Genomic DNA, 24388 nt, shown 5'->3' on the forward strand with positions numbered 1-24388 from the left:
CCCGCCCGGCCCGGAGCGCCCAGCTCGGAGCGCTCAGCCCCTACCGCCCAGCTCGGAGCATCCGGCCCGCCGGGCTGGGAGCACCAGCCCCGCTCAGACCGCCCCGGCTCCGGTCAGGGAGCGGACCTCGGTCTCCGCGTGCTTCCTCTCGTCGGGCTCCTCGCCCGACGTGACGGTGCCCAGCCAGCCCGCCAGGAAGCCCAGGGGGATCGAGACGATCCCGGGGTTCTGGAGCGGGAAGAGCTGGAAGTCCACCCCTGGGAAGAGCGACTCCGGGCTGCCGGACACCACCGGCGAGACCAGGACCAGCAGGACCGCCGGAACGAGCCCGCCGTACACCGACCAGACGGCCCCCCGCGTCGTGAATCCGCGCCAGAACAGCGAGTACAGCAGCACCGGCAGGTTGGCCGACGCGGCCACCGCGAAGGCCAGCCCCACCAGGAAGGCCACGTTCAGGTCCTGGGCGAGCAGCCCGAGGGCGATCGCCACCGCCCCGATCCCGACGGCGGCGGCCCGGGCCACGGCCACCTCGCTGCGCTGCCGGGCGTGCCGGCGCTTGAGGGATGCGTACAGGTCGTGGGCGACGGACGCCGACGAGGCCAGGGTGATCCCCGCGACCACGGCGAGGATGGTGGCGAAGGCGATGGCGGCCACGAAGGCGAAGAGCACCGCGCCCCCGGTGGAACCGGCGCCCCCGCCGAGGAAGGCGGCGAGCAGCGGCACGGCCGTGTTCCCGGAGGCGTTGGAGGCCCGCACCGCGTCGGGGCCCACCAGAGCGGCGGCCCCGAAGCCGAGCACGATGGTCATCAGGTAGAAGCCGCCGATGAGCCCGATCGCCCAGACCACCGACCGGCGGGCCGCGCGCGCCGTGGGCACGGTGTAGAAGCGCGACAGGATGTGCGGCAGCCCGGCGGTCCCGAGGACCAGCGCGAGTCCGAGGCTCATGAAGTCGATGCGGGCGGTCCAGTCCCCGCCGTACTTCAGGCCCGGTCCCAGGAAGCGCGCCCCGTGCCCGCTGCGGTCGGCGGCGCTGGTGAGCAGCTGGTCGAAGTTCCCGTGGAAGCGGAGCAGTACGAGCACGGTCAGGGTGATCGCCCCGCCCATCAGCAGCACGGCCTTGACGATCTGGATCCAGGTGGTGGCCCGCATCCCGCCGAAGGACACGTAGACGACCATCAGCGCGCCGACCCCGATCACGGTCAGCGTGCGGGCGGCGGCGCTCGAACTGCCGAGCAGCAGGCCGACCAGGCTGCCCGCGCCGACCATCTGCGCGATGAGGTAGAGCACCGAGACGACGACCGAGGAGGTGCCGGCCGCGATCCGCACCGGCCGCTCGCTCATCCGGGCGGCGACCACGTCGGCGAGGGTGAAGCGGCCGCAGTTGCGGACGAGTTCGGCGACCAGGAAGAGCACCACCAGCCAGGCGACGAGGAAGCCCACCGAGTACAGCAGGCCGTCGTAACCGAAGAGGGCGATCAGTCCGGAGATGCCGAGGAAGGAGGCGGCGGACATGTAGTCCCCCGCGATGGCGAAACCGTTCTCCATGGGCGAGAACAGGCGCCCGCCCGCGTAGAACTCCTCCGGCGAACCGTGCCGGTTCCGGCTGACCCAGGTGGTGATGCCCAGGGTGACGGCGATGAAGACGCTGAAGAGGATCAGCGCGAGGGTCTGGTGCTCGGTGGTCACCGGCCGCTCCCCCTCGCCCGGCTCCGTTCCTGGCCGCGCTCCTGCTCGAAGACGGTCCAGCGCAGGTCGAGGGCGGCCCGGTCCCGGCGCAGCCGCGCGTGCCGGGCGTACGCCCAGGTCAGCAGGAAGGTGCTGAGAAACTGTCCGAGCCCCGCCAGCATGGCCACGTTGACGGCGCCGACCACGGGCCGGGCCATGAGGCCGGGCGCCGCGGTGGCGGCGACCACGTAGGCCACGTACCAGAGGAAGAAGCCGGCGGTCGCGGGGACGACGAACCCGCGGTAGCGGCTGCGGACTTCCTGGAAGGCGGCGCTCCGCTGCACTTCGAGGTAGATGTCGGACGCGCCGGGCGCGGGCCGGCCTCCGGGGGCCGGGCTCGGCGGGGACGTTTCCTCACCCTCACCCCAGCCGACGGCCAGCGCGTCGTACCAGGGGTCGTCCAGCCGGATCGTTCCGGCATCGCGACCTGCGTGCTTGTCCACCGAACTCTCCTTGTCCGCCGCCGCATTGGCCGCGTGCCCACAAGGATGTGCTCAATGGCCGCTTTCCGGACTGGTGTCCCGGCGCTCTTCACTCCTTCAGGTGATGGAGTGAAGAGCGCCGGTGTGCCGTGGCTTCGCGCGTGCCGGTGTCCGGCGCCGGGCGCCCGGTCAGGCGTCGATGCGCGAGCGGTCCAGCGTCGCCGCGGAGCTGGTGATGAACTCCTTGCGCGGGGCCACCTCGTTGCCCATGAGCAGGTCGAAGACCTGCTCGGCCCCGTCCAGGTCGCCGATGTTGATCCGGCGCAGGGTGCGGAAGCGGGGGTCCATGGTGGTCTCCGCCAGCTGGTCCGCGTCCATCTCGCCGAGGCCCTTGTAGCGCTGGATCGAGTCCTTGTACCGGATGTTCTTGCGCTGGTACTCGAGCAGGGTCTGGCGCAGCTCGTTGTCCGAGTACGTGTAGACGTACTTGTCCTGGCCCTTCTTCGGCTGGACCAGCTCGATCCGGTGCAGCGGCGGCACGGCCGCGAAGACCCGGCCCGCCTGGACCATCGGCCGCATGTAGCGCTGGAAGAGCGTGAGCAGCAGGCAGCGGATGTGCGCGCCGTCGACATCGGCGTCGACGAGCAGGACGATCTTCCCGTAGCGGGCGGCGTCGATGTCGAAGGTCCGGCCCGAGCCGGCTCCTATGACCTGGATGATCGCCCCGCACTCGGTGTTCTTGAGCATGTCCGAGACCGACGACTTCTGGACGTTGAGGATCTTGCCGCGGATGGGCAGGAGCGCCTGGAACTCGGAGTTCCGCGCCAGTTTGGCGGTGCCCAGGGCGGAGTCGCCCTCGACGATGAAGAGCTCGCTGCGCTCCACGTCGTCGCTGCGGCAGTCGGCCAGCTTGGCGGGGAGCGACGAGGACTCCAGCGCGGTCTTGCGGCGCTGGGCCTCCTTGTGCTGGCGGGCCGCGATCCGGGTGCGGGCGGCCGCGACGATCTTCTCCATCACGGAGCGCGCCTGCTGCTTGTCGTCACGCTTGGTGGAGGTCAGGAAGGCCTTGAGCTCCTTGGCCACCACGGCGGCGACGATCCGGGCGGCCGCGGAGGTGCCGAGCACCTCCTTGGTCTGGCCCTCGAACTGCGGCTCGGCGAGGCGGACGGTGACGACGGCCGTCATGCCCTCCATCGCGTCGTCCTTGACCACGTCGTCCTCGGCCACGCGCAGCAGCTTCGCGGAGCGCAGCACCTCGTTCACGGTCTTGGCGACCGAGCGCTCGAAGCCGGACATGTGGGTGCCGCCCTTGGGGGTGGCGATGATGTTCACGAAGGACTTGACGTTGGTCTCGTACCCCGTGCCCCAGCGCAGAGCGATGTCCACCCCGAGTTCGCGGGTGACCTCGGCGGGGGTCATGTGGCCGCGGTCGTCCAGGACCGGCACGGTCTCCTTGAAGGAGCCGGTGCCGGTGAGGCGCAGCACGTCACAGACGGCCTTGTCCTGGGCGAGGTACTCGCAGAACTCGCTGATCCCCCCGTCGAAGCGGAAGGTCTCCTCCGTCTTGCCGGAGCCCTCGAGGCCCCGCTCGTCGCGCACGACCAGGGTCAGGCCCGGGACGAGGAAGGCGGTCTGGCGGGCGCGCTGGTAGAGCGTCTCCAGGTTGAGCCGGGCGTCCTTGAGGAAGATCTGCCGGTCGGCCCAGTAGCGGACCCGGGTTCCGGTGCGGCCCTTGGGGACCCGCTTGGCCTTGCGCAGGCCGTTGGCGGGGTCGAAGGGGCTGTCGGGGCCCTGCTCGGTGAACATCCCGGGGACGCCGCGGCGGAAGCTGATGGCGTGCGTCGCGCTGTTGCGGTCGACCTCGACGTCCAGGCGGGCGGAGAGGGCGTTGACCACGGAGGCGCCGACGCCGTGCAGGCCGCCGGAGGCCGCGTACGAGCCGCCTCCGAACTTGCCGCCGGCGTGCAGCTTGGTCATGACGACCTCGATGCCGGACAGGCCCGTCTTGGGCTCGACGTCCACGGGGATGCCGCGGCCGTTGTCCCGGACCTCCACGGAGGCGTCCTCGTGGAGGATGACCTCGATGTGGTCGCAGTAGCCGCCCAGGGCCTCGTCAACGGAATTGTCGATGATCTCCCACAGGCAGTGCATGAGGCCCCGGCTGTCGGTGGACCCGATATACATGCCGGGGCGCTTGCGGACGGCCTCCAGCCCTTCGAGGACGAGCAGGTGCCGCGCGGTGTAGTTGGAACCGTCCCGGTCTGCTCCGGACAGCAGCGCGCTGGAAGGCACGGACATGTCGGCGGTCACGCAGTTCGCTCCTCGCTGAATTTCTTTTCTGGCCCGGCCGGGCACAGGGGTGGCTTGCTTGCCGGTCGAAGGGTACCGAGGCCTGGTAGAGCCGATGTAACGCCACCCTCGCGAGCCGCTCAGCCTAGTGCAGATCCGCACGGATGTTCGATCCCCCGTGAGGGTGAAGCAAACATCACGTTCCCTTCCAGGCATGAACCATTTAGTGTTCGGGCACGTCCTCATGAACAACCTGGCACTCACGCCGGGGAGGATGGAACTGCAAGAAGCCAACGACTGACAACGCGAAACCGTAAAGCAACGCAATACGGCTCCTTCGCCGCCAACCGGCAACAGCCGGCCAGCTTCGGAAGGAAGTTTCGAGGAAAAGCCGCGAGCGGGAACGTTTTCGGCCTGGTTGGATGTTGACCCTGGTACGACAGCTCGTCGAGCTAGAGAAGAGGCGACGTGACTACTGTTCTGACACCCGCGACCCCGCTGACGGCCGCTGACCGATGCGACCGTTGCGGCGCCCAGGCATATCTGCGCGTCGTCCTGCTGAGCGGCGGTGAACTGCTCTTCTGCGCCCACCACGGTCGCAAGTTCGAGCCGGAACTCAAGAAGATCGCCGCGGAAATACAGGATGAGACCGAGCGGCTCACGTCCGCTCCGGCAGCGGCTGCCGCCGAACCCGAGGACCGCTGACACAAGGCCTACACCTCGCATCCGACGAGCCAGGACCGGCCAGGCCGGTCGACGGGCGTCACCCCTGTGACCCGGGGATGGCGCCCGTCCTCATGCCCCGAATCGGACGAGGGGCGTGCCTGACGGCGCGCCCCTCGTCGGTGTGTCCCCCGGCTCCGCCGGCGACGCCGGGCGTCTTGGACGGAGGCCCGACCGGTGCCCCCGGCGTCCGCCTACTCGCCCCCCGCTGCGGCGTGCCCCCGTGCGACCCCCACAGCCCCCTCGGAGGGCCTCCCGGCCTCCCGCGCGCCCTCTCGGTCACCGGCCCGCCGCGAGCCGCTCTCCGAGCCCGTCACGAAGTCGGTCAGCGGCGCGATCCGCGTGTACACCCCCGGGCTGTCTGCGCGCCCGCAGCCCCGCCCCCACGACACCAGCCCGATGAGCCGCCCACCGGCCACCAGCGGGCCTCCGCTGTCCCCCTGGCAGGCGTCCTTGCCGCCCTGCCCGTCCCCCGCGCACACCATGGACTCCGCCCGGTACTGCCCGTCGGCGTCCCCCGGGTAGGCCCGCCCGCAGACCTCGTCCGCCAGTACGGTCACCCGCGCCGCCCGGAGCCCGTACGCGTAGTCACCGAAGCCGCTGGTGTCGCCCCACCCGTACACGGCCGCCTCGGTGCCGGGCTCGTAGGCGGGGTGCCCCGTTCCGGCCATCGGGAGCACGTAGTGGGCCGGCACCGCCTCGGCGAGGTCCAGTACGGCGAGGTCCCCGGCGTTGCTGGCGGGATCGTAGGCGGGGTTCACCTTGGCGCCGCGCACCGCGATCTCGCGGCCGTCGGCCGCCCGAAGCTCGGTGCGCCCGGCGACGACCCGGAGGTCCGCGACGGACTCGACGGGGCCGCCCAGCACCTCGCGGCCCAGGCAGTGGGCCGCCGTCAGCACCTTCGCCGGGGCCACGATGACGCCCCCGCAGAACTGCCCGCCCCGCGTACCCCCGAACCGGTCACGGCTGGCGAGGGCCACGACCCAGGGGCTGTCGGCGACCTTCACCGGCTTTCCGCCGATCACCACGCTGTCGGCGGCCGCCCGCGGTGCCTGGGCCAGCGGCGCCGCGGCCGCGCCCGCCGCCAAGGTCAGCGCGCCCGCCAGAGCGCGGGCAAAGGGACGACGCATGAGGCCTCCTGACTCCGAGTGTGCATGACTCCACCCAGAGTGGGATGCCCGGTGGCCGTGCGCACCCGCGCGGCCACCGGCGACCGGTCCCCGCCGCTCAGTCCAGGTAGTCGCGCAGCACCTGGGAACGGGAGGGGTGGCGCAGCTTCGACATCGTCTTGGACTCGATCTGGCGGATCCGCTCGCGCGTGACCCCGTAGACCTTGCCGATCTCGTCGAGGGTTTTGGGCTGGCCGTCGGTGAGGCCGAAGCGCATGGAGACCACACCGGCCTCGCGCTCGCTCAGGGTGTCCAGCACGGAGTGCAGCTGCTCCTGCAGGAGCGTGAAGCTCACGGCGTCGGCCGGGACGACCGCCTCGGAGTCCTCGATCAGGTCGCCGAACTCGCTGTCGCCGTCCTCGCCGAGCGGCGTGTGCAGGGAGATGGGCTCGCGGCCGTACTTCTGGACCTCGATGACCTTCTCGGGGGTCATGTCGAGTTCCTTGGCCAGCTCCTCCGGGGTGGGCTCGCGGCCCAGGTCCTGGAGCATCTGGCGCTGCACGCGGGCGAGCTTGTTGATGACCTCGACCATGTGCACCGGGATACGGATGGTGCGGGCCTGGTCGGCCATGGCCCGGGTGATCGCCTGCCGGATCCACCACGTGGCGTACGTGGAGAACTTGTAGCCCTTGGTGTAGTCGAACTTCTCCACGGCGCGGATCAGACCCAGGTTTCCCTCCTGGATCAGGTCCAGGAAGAGCATGCCGCGGCCGGTGTAGCGCTTGGCGAGGGAGACCACGAGGCGGAGGTTGGCCTCCAGCAGGTGGTTCTTCGCGCGGCGGCCGTCCTCGGCGATGATCTCCAGCTCGCGCTTGAGCTTGGGGGCCAGCTTGTCGGAGTTCGCCAGCTTGTCCTCGCCGAACAGGCCCGCCTCGATCCGCTTGGCGAGCTCCACCTCCTGCTCGGCGTTGAGGAGCGGCACCTTGCCGATCTGCTTGAGGTAGTCCTTGACCGGGTCGGCCGTCGCGCCGGCGACCACGACCTGCTGGGCGGGGGCGTCGTCCTCGTCGTCGGAGATGACGAAGCCCTTGTTCTCCCCGCCCTCCTCCTCTTCGTCGGACTCGCCCTTGGCGGCCTCGGGATTCTCTTCCGAGGACTCCTCGCCGTCGTCGGAGTCCTTCTTGGACGCGGTCTTCTTCGCCGCCGTCTTCTTGGCAGCGGTCTTCCTGGCGGGTGCGGCCTTCTTGGCCGTGGCCTTCTTCGCCGCCGTCTTCTTGGCGGCGGGCTCGGTTCCGGTCTCCTCCGCCACCGCGTCCGCGGTGTCCGGGTCCGTCGTGGCGGCCGCCGGTGCTGCGGCCGTCGCGGTGGACTGCGCCGCCGTCGTCTTCGCCGCGACGGTCCTGGTCGCCGTCCGCTTGGCCGGAGTCTTCGCTGCGACGCTCTTGCGGGTGGTGCGCTTGGGCGACTCCGCGGCACTGACCATCAGCGTCACACCCTCTTCCTCGAGGATCTGGTTGAGGCTGCGCAGAACATTCTTCCACTGGGTCGCAGGAATCTGGTCAGCCTCGAAGGCCCGACGCACGTCATCGCCGGCGATCTGCCCCTCGGCCTTGCCCCGCTCGATGAGCGCCATCACAGACTCGGAATCGGCGATCTCCGACGGGAGCGTACGGGATGTGCTGGCCGACACGAACAACCTCTCGGAACGATGGAAACGGCTTCCGACCCCGGGCCTGGTGGTGCTGGACCGGAGCCGACGACCACCGACTGGGGATGGGCCGGCGGCGCGGGCAGGGGCCGGGGAGCTTCGCAGCACCCCAAGGGCTGCTGCATTCCCTCCGTCGGCCATCACCTCTTAGGTCATCGCGTGACCTCGCGGAGCGTTACGCCCAATCTTCGTGGCCCGAGTCACACCCCGTATGCGCTCATCGCGGTCATACGGCCATACGCCCCGGTTCCGGCACGGCCACGACCCGGTCGCCGCACGGCCTCACACGCGAGCGCCCGGCGGGGCCGGCGCGGACCTGGTGGGGCAGCCGGGGTCGGACACGGCCGCGACGGCATCGGCCGAACGGGGCCGGACGCCCGTGTCGCCGGACCCGACCGGGCCCGGCGACATGTCGTACACCCCCGCGCCCCCGCGCGTCCGCCCGTCAGTGCTCGCGCGGGGCGGGCACCACGCGCTCGACCTCCGGATGCACCGTCAGGAGCTGGCGCATGGCGTTCTCCGCGCCGAGCGCGTCACCGGCGGCGAGGGCCTCGACCATCCGCGCGTGGTGAGCCACGCAGGTCTCGCTCGGACGGTCACAGGCGGTGATGGGACTGCCGGACACCTGGAGGGCGGAGGAGACGATGCCGGAGAGGTGCTCCAGCATGCGGTTCGCGGCGACCTGGATGAGCAGCGCGTGGAACTCGTTGTCCGCGCGCGCGAAGGTGATGGAATCGCCCTGACCGAGGGCGTGGCCCATGATCTCGACCATGTCGGCGAGCCGCTGCTGGATGTCCGGGCGGCCGTGGCCGGCGGCGAGGCGGGCGGCGAGCGGTTCGATGGTCCAGCGGAGCTCGCCCAGCTCGCGGCGCTGCTCGTCGCGCTGGGGTCCGAAGGCGCGCCACTCGATGATGTCGGGGTCGAGCAGGTTCCAGTCGGCGACCGGGCGGACCCGGGTGCCGACGTTGGGGCGGGCGCTGACGAGGCCCTTGGCCTCCAGGACCCGCAGGGATTCGCGGACGACCGTCCGGGAGACCTCGAAACGCTGGCCGATCTCCTCCGGGACCAGCGGACGGTCCGCGCCGAGGTCGCCGGAGACGATCATCTGGCCGAGCTGCTGGACGAGTTGGCCGTGCAGTCCGCGGCCGCGGCTGCCCGCCGCGCGGCGGCCCACGCGGCTCAGCTCGACATCGGCGCCGTCCCAGTGTGGCGCTCCGACACGGTCGGACCCGGGGGTCTCCGCGTAGGGGTAGCGGTCGAGATCGCCCGGGCCGGCGAGGCCGGAGTCGGCATGGCGGGCGGCGGTCATCATGGTGTGCGCAAGGGTACTCACGAATCCTTTGTCGGTCGTGCCTCCATCACCCTTGAGGTCTTTGGTGAAAAGCACACGAAAGGGTGATCGGTGCCACCTACGCAATTGACGACTTATCGTAAAGAACCGGGCCTATTGCGGGGAGTTGTGGTCCGCTTCATCCGGTAGGGGTCGCGACGGTCCGGGTGGAGCCCCCTCCGGATCGGAAACGATCACCAGCGGACCCGGCTGCGCAACCCGGTGAACCCGTAGGCGCACAGCAGGACCGTCAGCGACAACACCAGTGCGGTTCCCACAGGTTGGGCCATCAACCGGAGGGCTCCGAGGAGCACGCGGTCCACCTCCGGGGGCCACTGCCCCCAGGTCAGTCCGCGCAGCCGCGCCGCCAGTCCGGTCGCCGGGTACGCGGACGGGCCCTCCAGGATCCGGCGCACCAGCGGAACCACCATCACCGGAACGGCGAGGACCGCGGCCAGCCCGGCGGTGGCGGACCGGAAGACGCCGGAGGCCAGGACTCCGGCCCAGGCGCAGCCGATGAGCAGCCCGGCCCAACTCACCGCCGGGGAGAACCACTCCGCGGGCGTGCGCAGCGGGCCGCTGTCGAACACCAGGGCCAGCGCGGCGGCGTCGGCCGTCACGGCCGCGGCGCCGAGCAGCAGGGCCAAGGCCGCGCTGACGCCGAGCTTGGTGGTGAGCAGCCCCATCCTCCGGGGCACGGTGCCGCGGTCGGCGGCGAGCGCGGGGTAGCGGTACTCCTCACCGAAGGCCAGTGCGCCGAGCAGTCCCGCCCCGAGGGCGGCGGGCGGCAGCGGCAGCAGCTCCGGCCAGGCGGCGAGCAGCCGGTTCTGGGGGGTGTGGCCGGCCCTGGCCAGCACGAGGGTGGTGAGGACGGAGGCGGTGATGACGAGGGCGGCGGTGAGGACGGGGGTGGCCGTGCCGAAGACCCGGAGCAGCTCGTAGCGCAGCGGCCGCAGTGGCCCGCCGACACGGCGCACAGCCGAGTCCGGCCGCCGGGGGCGGGACTGCCGGGAGCGGCTCCGTTCCGGCTCGGCGGCCGGCGGAACCGGCGGCCGGCCCCCGGCCCCGGCTTCGGCGCGGGCATGCGGGAGCGGGGAGACGGCCGCGCCCGCGTCGCCGGTCTCGTCCGCGAGCTGGTGGACCAGCACACCGTGCCGGAACGCCGCCTCGCCCACCTCGGCGCAGTTGCTCCCGTACACCGACAGGCGGCTGCCGCTCTCCTCTACGACCTCCACCGCGCGCTGGGCGGCCCGGGCCTCGCGGCCCAGTACGTCCGCGAGCCGGGCGGCGTGCGGGGTCCGGACGGCCACCCGGGGGCGGAGCCTGGTCCGGGCGAACTCGGCGGCGTCCTGGTCGGCGACGAGACGGCCGGCCTCGATGCTGACCACCCGGTCGGCGCTGCGGGCGGCCTCCTTGGCGTCGTCGGTGGTGAAGAGCACCGCTCCGCCGAGGGAGGCGTGTCCACGCAGCAGGGCATGGAGCCAGCCGCGTTCGCGGGGGGAGAGTCCGGCGGCGGGCTCGTCCAGGAGCAGGGTGCAGGGGTCCGCGAGCAGCGCCGAGGCCAGCGCGACACGGCGCTCCATGCCGAGGGAGAGCGACCCGAGCCGCTGGTCCCGCAGCCCGGCGATGCCGACGACCTCCAGCATGGTGTCGGCCCGGGAGGTCGGCACCCCGGCTGCGGCGCACAGCATCCGCAGCTGGTTGCGGACGGTCCTGGAGGGGTTGCCGGGGACGTCGCCCAACAGGACGCCGACCTCGCGACCGGGGTGTGCGATCCGGTGCAGGGGGCGGCCGCGGAAGTAGGTGACCCCGCGGCCCGGTTCGAGTTCGAGCATGAGCCGCAGCGCTGTGGTCTTGCCCGAGCCCGGCTCACCGAGCAGGGCGGTCACGGTCCCGGGGCGGGCCTCGAAGGTGAGGTCGTCCACGGCGGGCGGGGCGGTGGGGCGGGATGTGCTGGTCAGTCCGATGGCCTGGAGCATCGCTTCTCTCGCGGGGGGTGAGACCGCTCTGCGGCAACGTGGGTACCGCAAGCAAGATAACGCGATATGTCCGATTTTCTGCGCAACCGGTCCGATGGACTGCCGATATCGCCGTCAGGGGCGGCGGGGCGTCACACCTCCGGGCGCAGCATCGGCGGATTGAGCAGGGTGGCCCCGCCCGCCCTGAACAACTGTGCCGGGCGGCCACCCTGACGGGTCGTGGTCCCTCCGGCCGGCACCAGGAATCCTGGGGTCCCGGTGACCTTGCGGTGGAAGTTCCGCGGATCGAGGGCCACGCCCCAGACCGCCTCGTAGACGCGGCGCAGCTCGCCCACCGTGAACTCGGGCGGGCAGAAGGCAGTGGCCAGGGAGGAGTATTCGATCTTCGAGCGGGCCCGCTCCACTCCGTCGCCGAGGATCCGGGCGTGGTCGAAGGCGAGTCCCGCGGTGGCCTGGTCGCCGGCGGCCAGGAGCTCGTCGACGGGGGCCCAGCGCGCGCCGTTGGCGTCGCCCCCGGCCCGGGGGGCCGGCAGGTCAGGAGCCAGCACCAGGTGCGCCACGCTGACGACACGCATCCGCGGATCGCGCTTCGGGTCGCCGTAGGTGGCCAGCTGTTCGAGGTGCGCCCCGTTGTCCACGCCCGGAACGGCGGGGTCGTGCGCGCACAGCCCGGTCTCCTCGGAGAGCTCACGGGCCGCGGCGCCCGCCAGGTCCTCGTCTGCCCGTACGAAGCCTCCGGGCAGCGCCCAGCGGCCCTGGAACGGCTGCTCGCCCCGCCGGACGACCAGCGCGCAGAGCGCGTGGCGCCGCACGGTGAGCACGACCAGGTCGACGGTGACGGCAAAGGGCGGAAAGGCCGACGGGTCGTAGGGCGACATGCCGCGATCATAGTCGTCTGCCTGACGATAAACAGCGCTTTGGTGACCTTGAGGACCCCCGTCCGGAGAGCACCGTCCGGCCGGCGGCCCAGCGGGGTTTCCGAACGGCCGCCTGTGCCGGCACCGGGCCCGCGAACCCCCGGCCGGCCGGCCGGATCACCTCGCCCGGCGGGGCCCCGACCGGCACGCGCGGCCGACGCCCCGCCGTCCGCCCGGAGGACGGGGCCGACGGCGTCCGGGGCGTCCGCTCGCACGCCGGAGGGGCGCCCGCGGTCCGGACGCGATCCGGCGGTCCCGGCGACACGTCGAGCCTGCGCGCCACGCACCACCACGGTACGGAGGGGAGTCGAACAACGCCTGCTATCAGCCCAGTTGGAGCACATCGGCCGCCTCCTCCACCATGCCGAGTCCGAGCCGGCTGACCCGGACGGCGAAGGGTTGCCCCGCTACCCGGAGGCCGGAGAGCCGCAGGGCTCCGAGGGGGGCGCCGGGCAGCGGAGCGAGGGCGACCGTCGCCGCGGGGGCGTCGGGACGGACGCCCGCCAAGGCGGTCAGTACGTGGATCCCGGCCGCCGCGGCCACCGCTGCCGGGCGGCAGGCGGCCGGATGCGGGAGCGGGGCGCTGCCGAGGGTTCTCTGCTCGGCCGCGAACATCTCCGGCAGCCGGTACCCGAAGCTCTCCGCCGCGTCGAGCAGGCCCCGGAGCAGACCCGCGGCCTCCTTCTCGAAGCCGGCCTGGGCCAGGCCCGCCACCGCGACGGCGCTTTCGTGGACCCGTACGGCACCCGAGCGGTGGCCGAACGGGTTGTGCCCCGGTTCCCTGACCGACATGCTCCGCAGCCCCCATCCGGAGTCCATGCCGGGAGCTGCGAGCAGCCGGGCCAGCTGTTCGGTGCGGGCCCGGTCCAGGAGTCCGGGGGCGAACCGGCCCCCGCCGAGCAGTCCGGTGTCGAGCAGGTGGGCGGCGGCCCCGGTCAGCCGGGGCAGTTGCCGGCCGTCGGGGTGGAGGGCCGCCGCGGGCCGGCCGCCGCCCGGGCCGTCGATCCAGAAGCGGAGGCGGAACCTCTCCCGGAGTTCGGCTGCCCACTCCCGCCACTCCGCGGCGCCGGGCCGCCCGCACCCGGCGAGGAGGTCGGCGCCGAGCAGGGCGGCCCGGTGGGCGTGGGCCTGGGTCTCGCAGCGCCGCGGTCCCGGGTCGGGGTCGGCCAGGAAGCCGTCCTCCCCGAGTGCTCCGCGCAGCCAGCCGAGGCAGCGCTCCGCCGCGGGGAGCAGCCGGTCGACCTCCCCCTCGGGCATCCCCCACAGCCGGGCCTCGGCGAGCACCGCGGGGAAGGCCAGCGTGGCCTCCGTGCCGGTGCATCCGGGCGGGAGCTGGTGGCCGGCCCCGCGCAGCGGCCCCGGGATCTTCCCGGCGCCGGGCCCGGACCCGCCGGCCTGGGCACGGGCCAGGATGCGCAGGGTGGAGGCGGCGAGTCCGCTGCCGAGCGGCAGCGCCATCCTCGCGGCCCACAGCGACTCCGCCGGGGCCAGCCCCAGCCGCCACGGAACACCCGCCGCCGCGAAGGCGTCACCCGGCGCCTCCGGGTCCCTCAGCAGCAGCGCGCCAAGGTCCTCGACGCTGGTTCGGAACCATGCCTCGGCCCTGGGTTCGTCCCCCTCGGCCCGGGCGTCGGACAGCGGGTTCGCCACCCGCCCGGCGCTCGCCCGCGTCACCCGGTCCTGAGTGGTCCGCAGCTCGATGGTGCGGGACTCGCCCGGGCCCAGTTCGAGCTGCCAGCGCAGCAGTCCCGTCGAGGCGAGCGCGTCGTCCGGAGCTGGTTCGGCGGCGGTGACGGCCTGGGTCTCGCCGCTGCTCCAGCGCAGGCCCGCGACGTGCACCGCGGCGGGGATCTCGGGCCCCGCCCGGCCGGCGGCCAGCGCGGCCAGGTCGGCCAGGTCGGTGGCGAGCAGCACCTCCACCGGGATACGTACAGGGCGGCCTGTGTAGCTGCGCAGCGTGATCCGCTCGGTGCCGTCCGCGTGGCGCACCCGTTCCACGCCGATGTCGGGATCGGGGCCGGGCTCGGACCCCGTGCGCACCGTCGCGGTGAAGGAGGCACGGTCGGCGCCGAGGCTGCGGCCCTGGACGGCGACGGGCTCCCGGCCTCCGACGCGCAGGACGCAGCGGGAGAGCAGCCGGCGGCCGGAGCGGTAGATCCCCTCGATCCCCCGCCCGGTCAGCTGGCCGTGTCCGGGCGAGATGACCAGGCAGGGCGCGGCGACGCAGATGACGGTGTCGTGCACGGGCGGCAGCTCGGACCTGCGGGCGGCGGGCACACCGGGCGGGCGGGGAGGTGCGGGGTGGGACATGTGTCGCCTTGTCTGCGCTCCGGTCGGTTCAGCTGGGCGGCGGCGTGGCCGGGCCCCCACCACCCCCCAGCTGAACGCCCTCACCCCCGCGCGGGTCACGGGCCCGGGCGACGGCCTCGCGTGCCGGGGGCGGGAGCGACGTCGCAGGGGTGCGCCGAGAGCCTTGCGCAGGCGGCGCACGGGGTTGTCCCGCCGGCCGGGTCGCGGACTCACTGCCCGCTCCCGGCGGTACGGCGGGACGCGCGGCGGGCGGTGGTGCGGTCGCGGCGGCCGGGAGGACGGGTGCCGGCCTGCGGGCGACCGCGCCGGGGCTCCCGGCGGCGGCGTTCCTCACGTAGGCACTGCCTCAGGCCCTCCGGGTCGATGCCTTCGTTGCAGGCGTGGTGGAGCAGTTGGGCGAAGCGGTACTCGGCGTCCGCCCGCAGCGCCATGCCCAGGGCGATCCGGGCGGTCGGCTCGTCCCCGGTGGACCAGGAGACCCAGCCGGCGAGGGTGAGCGGGGCGGCCGCGTGCTCGCCGTAGGCCCCGACGCAGCGCCGTGCCAGCGCCCGCCACAGCCGCAGGGCGGGGGCGGCCTCCTCGTCCTCCATCCACTCCGCCGCGACGTCCCGGACCTCGCGGTCCTGGAGGCCGAGGATCAGCGCGGCCGCCTCGTCGTGGCCCAGCAGCCCGTCGTCCCGGTCGTCGGCGCCGCGGGGCCCTTCGACCGGCGGGGTGAGGGTGATGCGCCGGATGACGGCCCTGGCCAGCGCGATGGTCTCGGCGCCCACCTCCGCCCGGGTCGCCCCGTCGAGGATCTTCGGCACCAGGGCCGCGGCCGCCCGGTCCAGGGCTCCCTCCATTTCCTCCGCCACGGCTCCGCGCAGTGGCGCCAGCCGGCTCTCGATCTCACCGAGTGAGCCCCTGACCTGGAGTCCGGCGAAGGTGGCCGCGGCCGCCATCACCGAGGTGCCGACCGCTGCGAGCCTGCTGCCCTCGGCGGGGCAGCAGCGGGCGTCCGGGCAGACGTAGGACCAGAGGCGCCCGGAGGAGAGGCACAGGGCCTCCAGGACCGGCACGTCCAGCGCTCCGCAGGCCAGGCGGACGCGCTGGGCGAGCGGTCGCAGCCGGGTCATGACCCGCTGGCCGCTCTCGTCGTCGCGCGGCTCCTGGCAGAGGAAGACGACAATGCCGTCGGGCTTGCCGCCGCGCCGCTCGCTGCCGCGGATCAGGCAGTCTGCGGCCTGCCGGGCGGTCTCCTCCCACTCCGCCGGGGCGGTGGGAATGCCGACGCGGAGCCGGCCGCCGAAGCGGCCGCCCTCGCCGTGGACGGCGACCATCACGAGGGAGTCGGTCGGATGGAAACCCAGCATGTAGGGCAGGGCGTCGGCCAGTTCGGCCGGACTGCGCAGGGTGATCCGGGGGTCGGTGCCGGACTCGGCCGGAGTGGAGGAGTGGCGGTCGGACGGGACGCGCGATTCGTGATTGTTCGTCATGTCCCGAAGGTCCCGGGTGCGATCCGATCCGAAAACCCCTGTGGATAACTGTTTTTCCTTCAACATCCACAGGTCGAGGCCGTCGCCGGCGCCCCGCCGGGCACATCGGGTTACATCGGAGCAGCGCCTCCAGAACCACGCCGGATCACGAGCTACGCGAAAGGTGAAACCGCCCTCAGGCCTCCGTCGGCGCCGCCCCGAGGCCGGGGCTGAGGCCAGGACTGAAGCCCGGGGTCGTTCCCTCCCGGGGCACGCCCCCGGGAGGGAACGACGCTCAGCCCGCAGCGGCGAGGACCAGCGGGAGGACCTGTTCGCTGCCCGCCCGGCGCAGCAGGCGGGCAGCCACGGCGAGGGTCCAGCCCGAGTCGGTGTAGTCGTCCACGAGCAGGACGGGACCCGGCGACGCGGCCAGGGCCGCGGCCAGCTCCTCGGAGACGGCGAAGGCCCCGGACAGCGCCCTGAGGCGCTGGGCGGAGTTGCTGCGGCGCGCCACGTGCGTGCCGTCCGGCCCGGTGTACGTCAGGGCGCCCAGGAACGGGAGCCGTCCGACGGTCGCGATGCCCTGGGCGAGGGAACCGACCAGCTGCGGGCGGGTCAGGGACGGTACGGCGACGATGCCCACCGGCCGGGCGGAGGCGTCCGGGACGTTCGGCGCCCAGCCGCCCGGGGACCGCGCCCAGTCGGCGATGACCGCCACCGCCGCGTGCAGGACGTCGTCGGGCACCGGCCCGTCGGGCGCGTTCTCCGCGAGCAGCGGGCGCAGCCGGTTGCCCCAGCCGATGTCCGAGAGCCGGCCGAGCGCGCGCCCGGTCGAGCACTGCTCCTTGGCGGGGATGCGCCCCTTGAGGTCGATGCCCAGCGCGGACATGCCCGTCGGCCACATGCGGCGCGGCTCGACCTCCGTTCCCGGACGGTCCAGTTCCTGCGCCGCCCCCGTCAGCGTCTCGGACGAGACGGAGGAATCGGCCCAGACCCCTGCGCAGTTGTCGCAGCGGCCGCACGCGGTGGCCCCCTCGTCGTCCAGCTGCCGGCGCAGGAACTCCATCCGGCACCCGGTCGTACCGACGTAGTCGCGCATGGCCTGCTGCTCGGCGGCCCGCTGGCGGGCGACCCAGGCGTACCGCTCGGAGTCGTAGGTCCACGGGGCCCCGGTGGAGGCCCAGCCACCCTTGACGCGCTTGACGGCCCCGTCCACGTCGAGGACCTTCAGCATGGTCTCCAGGCGGGTGCGGCGAAGTTCCACGGCGGCTTCCAGCGCCGGTACGGACAGCGGCCGGCCCGCGTCGGCGAGGGCTGACAGGGTCTGGCGGACCTGGGCCTCGGGCGGGAAGGCGGTATCGGCGAAGTAGCGCCAGATGGCCTCGTCCTCCTGGCCCGGCAGCAGCAGCACGTCGGCGTGCTCGACGCCGCGGCCGGCGCGGCCGACCTGCTGGTAGTAGGCGATCGGCGAGGACGGCGAGCCGAGGTGGATCACGAAGCCCAGGTCGGGCTTGTCGAAGCCCATGCCGAGCGCGGACGTGGCGACCAGCGCCTTGACCCGGTTCTCCTGAAGGTCGGTCTCGGCCTGCAGCCGGTCGGCGTTCTCGGTGCGTCCCGTGTAGGAGGCCACGTTGAATCCGCGCTGCCGCAGGAAGGCGGTGGCCTCCTCGGCGGCGGCGACGGTCAGCGTGTAGATGATCCCGGAGCCCTGCAGCTCATCGAGGTGCTCGGCGAGCCAGGCCAGGCGGTGCGCGGCGTCCGGCAACCGGACCACGCCGAGCCGCAGGCTCTCCCGTTCCAGGGGGCCGCGCAGGACGAGGGCCTCGCCGGCGCCGGTGCCCAGCTGCTCGGCGACGTCCGCGGTGACGCGCGCGTTGGCCGTGGCGGTCGTGGCCAGCACCGGCACGCCCGGGGCGAGCTCGGCCAGCATCGCCCGCAGCCGGCGGTAGTCGGGGCGGAAGTCGTGGCCCCAGTCCGAGATGCAGTGCGCCTCGTCGACCACCAGCAGGCCGGTCGTGGCCGCGAGCTTGGGCAGCACCTGCTCGCGGAAATCGACGGAATTGAGGCGTTCCGGACTGACGAGGAGGACGTCCGTCTCGCCGCGCTCGACCTCCCCGTAGATCGTTTCCCACTCCTCCGGGTTGGCGGAGTTGATGGTGCGCGCCTGGATTCCCGCCCGGGCCGCCGAATCGACCTGGTTGCGCATCAGTGCCAGCAGCGGCGAGATGATCACCGTCGGGCCGGAGCCGCGCCTGCGCAGCAGCGCGGTGGCGACGAAGTACACCGCCGACTTGCCCCAGCCGGTGCGCTGCACCACCAGCGCCCGTCGGCGGTCCTCCACCAGGGCCGCCACCGCCTGCCACTGGTCCTCCCGCAGCCGCGCCGAACCCCCGGGGTCACCGACGAGCTCAGCGAGGATGGCGTCGGCTTCAGAACGGAGCTCCAGGTTGTCCATGCCCCCATGCAACCCGATGGCACGGACAATCGCGCAACTCACCCAGCGTGACCCGGGGCTCACGAGCCACCCCCCGACCCTCCGCCGACCGGGCGGAGGCGGGGTGGGGCGGGGCGGGGCGCCGGGGTTCCCGCTGGTACGGGCGCTCCCGCCGGGCCCGAATGCGTCATCTTCGGCGCGGCGGGGCAAGGATATGAACGGCATACCGGCGAATTCCGGTCGGCTGCGGCAATTGCTCGTTGCCGCATGCTCGGGGCCCACGCGAGAATTGGAGTGTTCCCGCTCGGCTTCCCTGCACCCTCCCGGGCCCGGCCGCGGCGCGCCCACACTCCAGCCGTGCCCGCTCGCGGGCGTGTACCCGAAGGGAGGACCGTGACCTTCGGATTCGCCCAGCCCTCGAGCACGTCCCTGGCCATGCTCAGCGGCGGCGCCAGCCGGCACGGCCGGCGACTGGAACCCGCGGAGTGGACGGCGGCGGGCATTCCCCTGCTGCGCAATCCGCGGGAGATCGTCAGCGGGCTGCAGTCCCGGCACGGCCCCGTGCCGTCGACTGCGGTGATCGCCGTTCTCGGCCCGGAGGAGCGGCTCGTCGCGAGCGCCTCGTTCGTACAGCGGTCGCCCTCCGCCGACGGCTGGGAGTACCGCAACGCCCTGTTGTCGCGGTTGCGCCGGGTCCTCCCGCACGACCTGCGGCGCCGGACCCCGGTCCGGACGGCGGTGCTGCTCTACTGCCGTGAGGGTGACGAGCGCTGGACCGAGGAGGACGGCGCCTGGATGTGGGGGCTGCGGGACGCCTGCACCCTGCACGGGCTGCGCTGTGGCGCGTACATCACCCTGACGCGCGGCGGCTGGCAGGTCCTGGGCGAGGGCCGGGGCGGACGGCGGCCGAGTTCCGACTCGAAGCCCCAGCGGCTCGGCGACACGGGGGCCGAGTTCGCCCCGCTCGCCCTGCACACCGGGGGCGGCGCGAGCGACGTGCTGCGCCGGACCGCCGCGCGCTGACCCCCGCACCACCGCCGGGCCCGGTGCGCGGGTACGTACGCGGACGGGCGTACGCACCCGGAACCGGGCACGGCGGAACCGGGCGTACGGCGGTCAGGCCCCGGACGTCAGCGGGGCCGGCCCCGTGGCCCGCCCCGCCCGCCGCCCGTTCCCGATCCGACTGCGGTGCGTCAGACGCCCGCACCCAGAACCGAGTTGACCAGCTCCGTCTCGCCGCACACGATCAGCAGCGCGCCGGCACCGGCCCGCGCGACCGGCAGTGCGGCCGCGAGCGCGTCGCCCGGTCCGCCGTTGGCGGCGACGACCACGACCGGCCGGCCGCCGGCCCGCCGGACCTGCGCCGCGTCCGCGTAGAAGACGTCGTCGCCGGCGGCGTGGAGGGCCCAGTACGCGGCCTCGCCGAAGGACAGCTCGTGGGCGGCCCACGGGTGCGGGTCGCCGGTGGTGAGCACCAGGATGTCACCGGGCGCGCGCCCGGTGTCGAGCAGCAGGTCGACGGCCTCTTCGGCCGCGTCCAGCGCGCCCTCGGCCGAGGCCGGGATCAGCTGGACCTGCGGCACCGCCGCCGAGACGGACGGCGCGGCGGGAGCCGGAGCGGGGGCGGCTGCGGAAACGGGTCCGGGGGTGGCCTGCGGCGCACGCTGCGCGGGCGGTGCGGGCCGGACGGGACCGGGGCGTCCGGGCCGCGGTACGGCAGCGGGACGCGGACCAGGTACGGGACGGGGGGTCTGCGCGGTGCGGCTCGCGGCCGGCGTGACGCGGGGACCCTGGGCACTCTCGTGAATCTGAGGCTCCTCGATGGCGGGGGTGAGAGGCGGGAGTTGATGTCTGTCAGACACCGGTACGAAACGTACCGGTCGGTGGCACATGGGTGCGATCAGAAATCGAAGCCGAGTTGGCCTCCGTTTTCCAGCTCCACCGCTTCCTCGCTGCGGCGCACCTTCTTGAGGTGGCGCCACCGGGGCAGCGCGTCGAGGTACGACCACGAGAGCCGGTGGTAGGGGGTCGGACCCTGCTCCTCCAGCGCCGCGCGGTGCACCGGCGAGGGATATCCGGCGTTGGCGGCAAAAGCGAAACCCTCGATCCCGGCGTCCTGTTGACCGAGCCCGGCCATCATGCGGTCGCGCCGGACCTTGGCGATGACCGAGGCGGCGGCGACGGCGACGCAGGACTGGTCACCCTTGATCACCGTCCGGACCCGCCAGGGCGGGCCGAGGTAGTCGTGCTTGCCGTCCAGGATCACCGCGTCGGGCCGCACGGGCAGGGCCTCCAGGGCCCGCTCCGCGGCGAGCCGCAGGGCGGCGGTCATGCCGAGCTCGTCGATCTCCTCCGGGGAGGCGTGGCCGAGGGCGTGCGCCGTGACCCAGCCCTCCAGGACATCGAGCAGCGCCTCGCGTCGTTTGGGGGTGAGCAGTTTGGAATCGGTGAGTCCGGCGGGCGGCCGGCGCAGACCGGTGACCGCCGCACACACGGTGACGGGACCGGCCCAGGCCCCTCGTCCGACTTCGTCGACCCCGGCGATGACCTTGGCGCCGGTGGTTGCACGGAGGGAGCGTTCGACGGTGTGGGTGGGTGCTTCGTACGGCATGGCGCCAGCAAGGTTACGCCGCCCCGGGCCGCCTGCACACCCCGGCCCCGCGGAGGCCCCGGCTCCGCGGGGCCGACGGCCCGCCATCCCTTCGGGATCCGGCTCGCGCCCTTCGCTCCCGCACACCCCCCTCGGTGGATCATCGCTGCCCGAACCACGCCCACGACGAACGGACGCACCGCGTCCGGTCTCACGAAATCCCCAGCGATTCCGGACTCTACGACCTCCCCGACCAGTCTCCGCCCGGGCCGGTGTGGGCCCGGACCGGATGACGTGGTGAAGGCGTTCGGCGCGGCCGGGTCGCATTCGTGAAGCACCTCTCGCGGCGTTCGTCCGACGACGCGCGAATGCGTGACGTCCCGCGCCCTCGCGGACGTACGGGCGTCAGTACGCGACGCGGCTGCCGAAGGCGCCGAGGCGCGAGCAGACCTCGTACGAGGCGGTGACCGGGCGCTCGCGCAGGATCTGGCGCGCCCGGTACTCGCCCAGGCTCGTCGCGTACCAGGGGACGTCGCCGGCCTCGGCCAGCCCGTCGGCGATCCCGCGCAGCGCGCAGGACCGCTGGGGCTCCGGCAGGCCGTCGAGGGCGGGCACCGCGTCCGCCGACAGGGACTGGAAGTAGGCCAGGTCGATCTTGCCGTCCTGCTGGAAGCGGGCCGCGTTCCGCTCGGCGACCATGCCGTCCGGGGACGTCAGTGCGAAGGCGAGGACGGCGACCGCGGCGCTCCCCGCCACGGCGCGCGGCAGCCAGCGCGCGCCGACCACCCCGGCAGCCATGATCAGTACGATCACCAGCCCGAGCCACAGCTCCACGGCCGCCACCGACACCCGCAGCCGGGTCAGCCCGTACGCGTCCACGTAGAGGTCCATCCGACGCAGCGCGGCGGCGACCACGACCAGGGTCAGGGCGCACAGCGACCCGAGCACCACGCGGACGAAACGCCGGTCGCCCGCGCCGCCTCGCGGGGCCCAGCGCAGCGCGAGCGCGATCACGGCGAGGGTCAGCAACGTTGCGCAGAGCAGCTGCCAGAAGCCCTGGCGGGCGTACTCGGCGTACGTGAGGCCGGTGCTCCGCAGGACCCTGTCGTACCCACCGAAGAGGACGGTCAGCTGCACCGCGTTGAAGCCCGCGAAGAGCAGGTCGAGCACGATGAGCGGAAGCGCCCATTCGACACGGGACCGCGGCTTGCCGGGAGCCGCCTTGAGCCGGTCCCAGCGCATCGGCGCCGCGGCGACCCGGGCCGCGGCGAGCGCGAGGACGGTTCCGGCGAGGAAGAGCACGACGCGCACGGGCCCGTCGCCGACGGACACGTCGGGCGTCAGGTCGCCCAGCAGATCGGCGAAGGCCGCGTCGGCGGAGGCGAACAGGGCGCCGAAGACGAGCAGCAGGGCCGCGGCTACGGCGGTCGCCTTGGCCACCGGCAGCCAGCGGTCCCGGCTGACTCCGCTACGTGAGCGCAGCCCGGCCCAGGCCCAGCCGACGCCGGACACGGCGGCCTCGAGGAAGCCGATCGGGCTGAGCAGGATGCCGGGCCAGGTACGGCTGCCGTGCAGGGCCAGCGCGCCGAGCAGTACGGCGGCGAGGATCGCGAGCGTGGACGGCCACGCGGAGTCGCGCAGGGCGGGTATCGCGAGGAGCCCGAGGCAGCCGACCGCCCAGGCCACGCTCCAGGGGCGGGCGGTACGCCGGGCCGTGCGGGCGGCGGCGTACGCGGCGACGGCGGCGGGCACCACCGCGAGCAGCAGGCCGAGCCCGAGGCCGTTGCCCAGCAGCAGGGCGGAGGCGAGGCCCGCGACCAGGGCCGCGGCGAGGGTGGCGGTACCGACGGGGGCGGCTTCGGCGGGCCTCACCCGTACGGTCCAGTCTGCGGGCGCGGCGGCCTTGGCCCGCGCGGCGGCGGCCCGCTGCTGGAAGAGGTGCTCCTGCCAGGCGTGCCAGGCGGCGGCGTCACCCGGGGTCGGCTGGGGCGGAACGGCCCCGCCCACTCCGGCGGTCGCGGTCCCGGCAGCGGCCGCCGGCGCCCCCGCGTCGGAACCGGCACCGACCGCGGCACCCGCGCCGCCGGTGGCCGCGGCACCCGGGCCCGCGCCCGACCCGGCAGCGGCACTGGCACCGCCGGCGGCACCCGGACCGGCACTCGGCCCGGCGGCCGACGCCTCTGCGGCGCCTCCCGCCGCACCACGCCCGGCCGCATCGGCCGCCCCGGCCCCTGGCCCGGCCCTGTCCGCCCCGTCGGTCTGGTCTGACATCGGGTTCCCCTCCCCTACCGGCCGCCCCGGATGTTTCCCACGGGTACGGCGAAGCGGACAGAGTAGGCCCGTGGCGTGCGATTTCAGCCAGATCCGGCAGGGCCCTGTGGCAGGACCGTGACAATGAGAACGGCTTGAGCCGGCGCAGGAAACGACCGGCCGGACCCGGCTGGATCCGGTCGGATCCGGCCGGGCCGGTCCCTCAGCGCCCCGCCGACTCCGGCAGCCAGGCGGGCAGTGCCTCGGTCCGCGCGAGCCACGCCGCCGGAAGCACCGCTTCCCCGCGCGCGCCCAGCACCCCGCCGACGATCGCGCAGGTCGTGTCGACGTCCCCGCCCACTTGGGCGGTGGTCCAGAACGCCCGCTCGTAGTCGTCGAGGGCCCGCGCCGCCGACCACAGGGCGAACGGCACGGTGTCGTGCGCGCTCGTGCGCCGCCCGCAGCCCAGTACCGCGGCGACCGTGGTCGCGTCGCCGTAGTCCAGCATGTCCCGCGCCCGCCGCACCCCGGCGCCGACGGCGCTGCGCGGCACCAGCGCGATCACCCCGTCCAGCAGGTCGGCGGGTTTCGGCGGGCCGCCCGGAGCCGCCGCGAGCGCCGCCGCCGCGGCCACGGCCATGGCCCCGCAGACGGCCTCGCGGTGCTGGTGGGTGGTGTAGGCGGAGATCTCCGCCTGATGCGTGGCCTGCTCCGGGTCGTCGGCGTACCAGGCGCCCAGCGGGGCGATCCGCATGGCGGCGCCGTTGCCCCACGAGCCCTGCCCGTTGAACAGCTCGGCGGCCAGCGTGCGCCAGTCCTGGCCCTCCCGGACCAGTCGCAGCATGCGGTTGACGGCGGGTCCGTACCCGCGGTCGAAGTCGTGGTGGCGGGCGAAGGAGGAGGCGAGGGCGTCCTGGTCGATGCGGCCGTGCTCGGCCAGCACCGCCACCACCGAGCAGGCCATCTCGGTGTCGTCGGTCCACTGCCAGGTCTCGTCGGCCGGCAGTTCGCGCCGCTTGAGCAGCGGATAGTTCACGGGGACGAAGTACTGGGAGCCCAGGGCGTCACCCAGGGCCAGCCCTCGGAGGCTGGCCACGGCGCGTGCGTAGCGCCTTTCGGAAGAGGAGTCAGAGGTCATCGCGGGTCAC

17 protein-coding genes are annotated in these 24388 nt (G+C 73.7%); 2 read left to right on the top strand and 15 right to left on the bottom strand.

What is annotated here, in order from left to right:
• Window positions 1-93 precede the first annotated feature (93 nt).
• The 3 genes from OTB16_RS28980 to OTB16_RS28990 all read right to left on the bottom strand — a co-directional run bounded on the left by OTB16_RS28980 (window position 94) and on the right by OTB16_RS28990 (window position 4457).
• Window positions 94-1686 carry a solute symporter family protein gene (locus tag OTB16_RS28980; RefSeq protein ID WP_267723815.1) on the bottom strand — a complete coding sequence of 531 codons (1593 nt, stop codon included), beginning with the start codon at window positions 1684-1686 and terminating at the stop codon, window positions 94-96.
• Window positions 1683-2168, bottom strand: coding sequence for a DUF485 domain-containing protein (locus tag OTB16_RS28985; protein WP_267723817.1), 486 nt, complete (start codon window positions 2166-2168; stop codon window positions 1683-1685). The genes OTB16_RS28980 and OTB16_RS28985 overlap by 4 nt, the downstream gene beginning before the upstream one ends.
• Window positions 2169-2336: 168 nt before the next feature.
• The gene (locus OTB16_RS28990; protein ID WP_267723819.1) at window positions 2337-4457 is read right to left on the bottom strand and encodes a DNA gyrase/topoisomerase IV subunit B; all 2121 of its coding nucleotides are present in this window, start codon (window positions 4455-4457) and stop codon (window positions 2337-2339) included.
• Window positions 4458-4904: 447 nt separating this feature from the next.
• Between OTB16_RS28990 and OTB16_RS28995 the strand changes: the two genes are divergently transcribed.
• Window positions 4905-5141 carry a DUF7455 domain-containing protein gene (locus OTB16_RS28995; protein WP_267723820.1) on the top strand — a complete coding sequence of 79 codons (237 nt, stop codon included), beginning with the start codon at window positions 4905-4907 and terminating at the stop codon, window positions 5139-5141.
• Window positions 5142-5353: 212 nt separating this feature from the next.
• Here the strand turns inward: OTB16_RS28995 and OTB16_RS29000 are convergent, their stop codons facing one another.
• From OTB16_RS29000 to OTB16_RS29035, 8 genes are all read right to left on the bottom strand, one after another.
• Window positions 5354-6289, bottom strand: coding sequence for a serine protease (locus OTB16_RS29000; protein ID WP_267723822.1), 936 nt, complete (start codon window positions 6287-6289; stop codon window positions 5354-5356).
• Between the two features lie 97 nt (window positions 6290-6386).
• Entirely contained in the window at window positions 6387-7958 is a 1572-nt protein-coding gene (locus tag OTB16_RS29005; RefSeq protein ID WP_267723824.1) for an RNA polymerase sigma factor, read from the bottom strand.
• Window positions 7959-8421: 463 nt separating this feature from the next.
• Window positions 8422-9309, bottom strand: coding sequence for a FadR/GntR family transcriptional regulator (locus OTB16_RS29010; RefSeq protein WP_267723826.1), 888 nt, complete (start codon window positions 9307-9309; stop codon window positions 8422-8424).
• A gap of 191 nt (window positions 9310-9500) precedes the next feature.
• A complete protein-coding gene (locus OTB16_RS29015; RefSeq protein WP_267723827.1) occupies window positions 9501-11285 on the bottom strand; it encodes an ATP-binding cassette domain-containing protein in 1785 nt (594 codons plus the stop codon).
• A 131-nt stretch (window positions 11286-11416) separates the two neighbouring features.
• Complete coding sequence (locus OTB16_RS29020; RefSeq protein ID WP_267723829.1) at window positions 11417-12163, bottom strand: NUDIX hydrolase; 747 nt, start codon at window positions 12161-12163, stop codon at window positions 11417-11419.
• 363 nt (window positions 12164-12526) lie between these two features.
• The gene (locus OTB16_RS29025) at window positions 12527-14512 is read right to left on the bottom strand and encodes a glycogen debranching N-terminal domain-containing protein (protein WP_267723831.1); all 1986 of its coding nucleotides are present in this window, start codon (window positions 14510-14512) and stop codon (window positions 12527-12529) included.
• A 209-nt stretch (window positions 14513-14721) separates the two neighbouring features.
• On the bottom strand, window positions 14722-15987 hold the full coding sequence (locus tag OTB16_RS29030; protein ID WP_267723833.1) for a DUF4192 domain-containing protein: 1266 nt from the start codon (window positions 15985-15987) through the stop codon (window positions 14722-14724).
• A gap of 274 nt (window positions 15988-16261) precedes the next feature.
• On the bottom strand, window positions 16262-18421 hold the full coding sequence (locus OTB16_RS29035) for a RecQ family ATP-dependent DNA helicase (RefSeq protein WP_267723835.1): 2160 nt from the start codon (window positions 18419-18421) through the stop codon (window positions 16262-16264).
• Window positions 18422-18793: 372 nt separating this feature from the next.
• Here OTB16_RS29035 and OTB16_RS29040 point away from each other — a divergent pair, with 372 nt between their 5' ends.
• Entirely contained in the window at window positions 18794-19423 is a 630-nt protein-coding gene (locus OTB16_RS29040; RefSeq protein ID WP_267723836.1) for a hypothetical protein, read from the top strand.
• Window positions 19424-19593: 170 nt separating this feature from the next.
• Here the strand turns inward: OTB16_RS29040 and OTB16_RS29045 are convergent, their stop codons facing one another.
• The 4 genes from OTB16_RS29045 to OTB16_RS29060 all read right to left on the bottom strand — a co-directional run bounded on the left by OTB16_RS29045 (window position 19594) and on the right by OTB16_RS29060 (window position 24378).
• Window positions 19594-20292, bottom strand: a complete 699-nt coding sequence (locus OTB16_RS29045) for a hypothetical protein (RefSeq protein WP_267723837.1) — start codon at window positions 20290-20292, stop codon at window positions 19594-19596.
• A gap of 8 nt (window positions 20293-20300) precedes the next feature.
• Window positions 20301-21011, bottom strand: a complete 711-nt coding sequence (locus OTB16_RS29050; protein WP_267723839.1) for a ribonuclease HII — start codon at window positions 21009-21011, stop codon at window positions 20301-20303.
• Window positions 21012-21395: 384 nt separating this feature from the next.
• The gene (locus tag OTB16_RS29055) at window positions 21396-23261 is read right to left on the bottom strand and encodes a DUF4153 domain-containing protein (protein ID WP_267723841.1); all 1866 of its coding nucleotides are present in this window, start codon (window positions 23259-23261) and stop codon (window positions 21396-21398) included.
• 202 nt (window positions 23262-23463) lie between these two features.
• Window positions 23464-24378 carry an ADP-ribosylglycohydrolase family protein gene (locus tag OTB16_RS29060; protein ID WP_267723843.1) on the bottom strand — a complete coding sequence of 305 codons (915 nt, stop codon included), beginning with the start codon at window positions 24376-24378 and terminating at the stop codon, window positions 23464-23466.
• Between the last annotated feature and the right edge of the window lie 10 nt (window positions 24379-24388).

The organism is Streptomyces antarcticus (assembly GCF_026627255.1).
In the GTDB taxonomy this organism is placed as follows: domain Bacteria; phylum Actinomycetota; class Actinomycetes; order Streptomycetales; family Streptomycetaceae; genus Streptomyces; species Streptomyces antarcticus.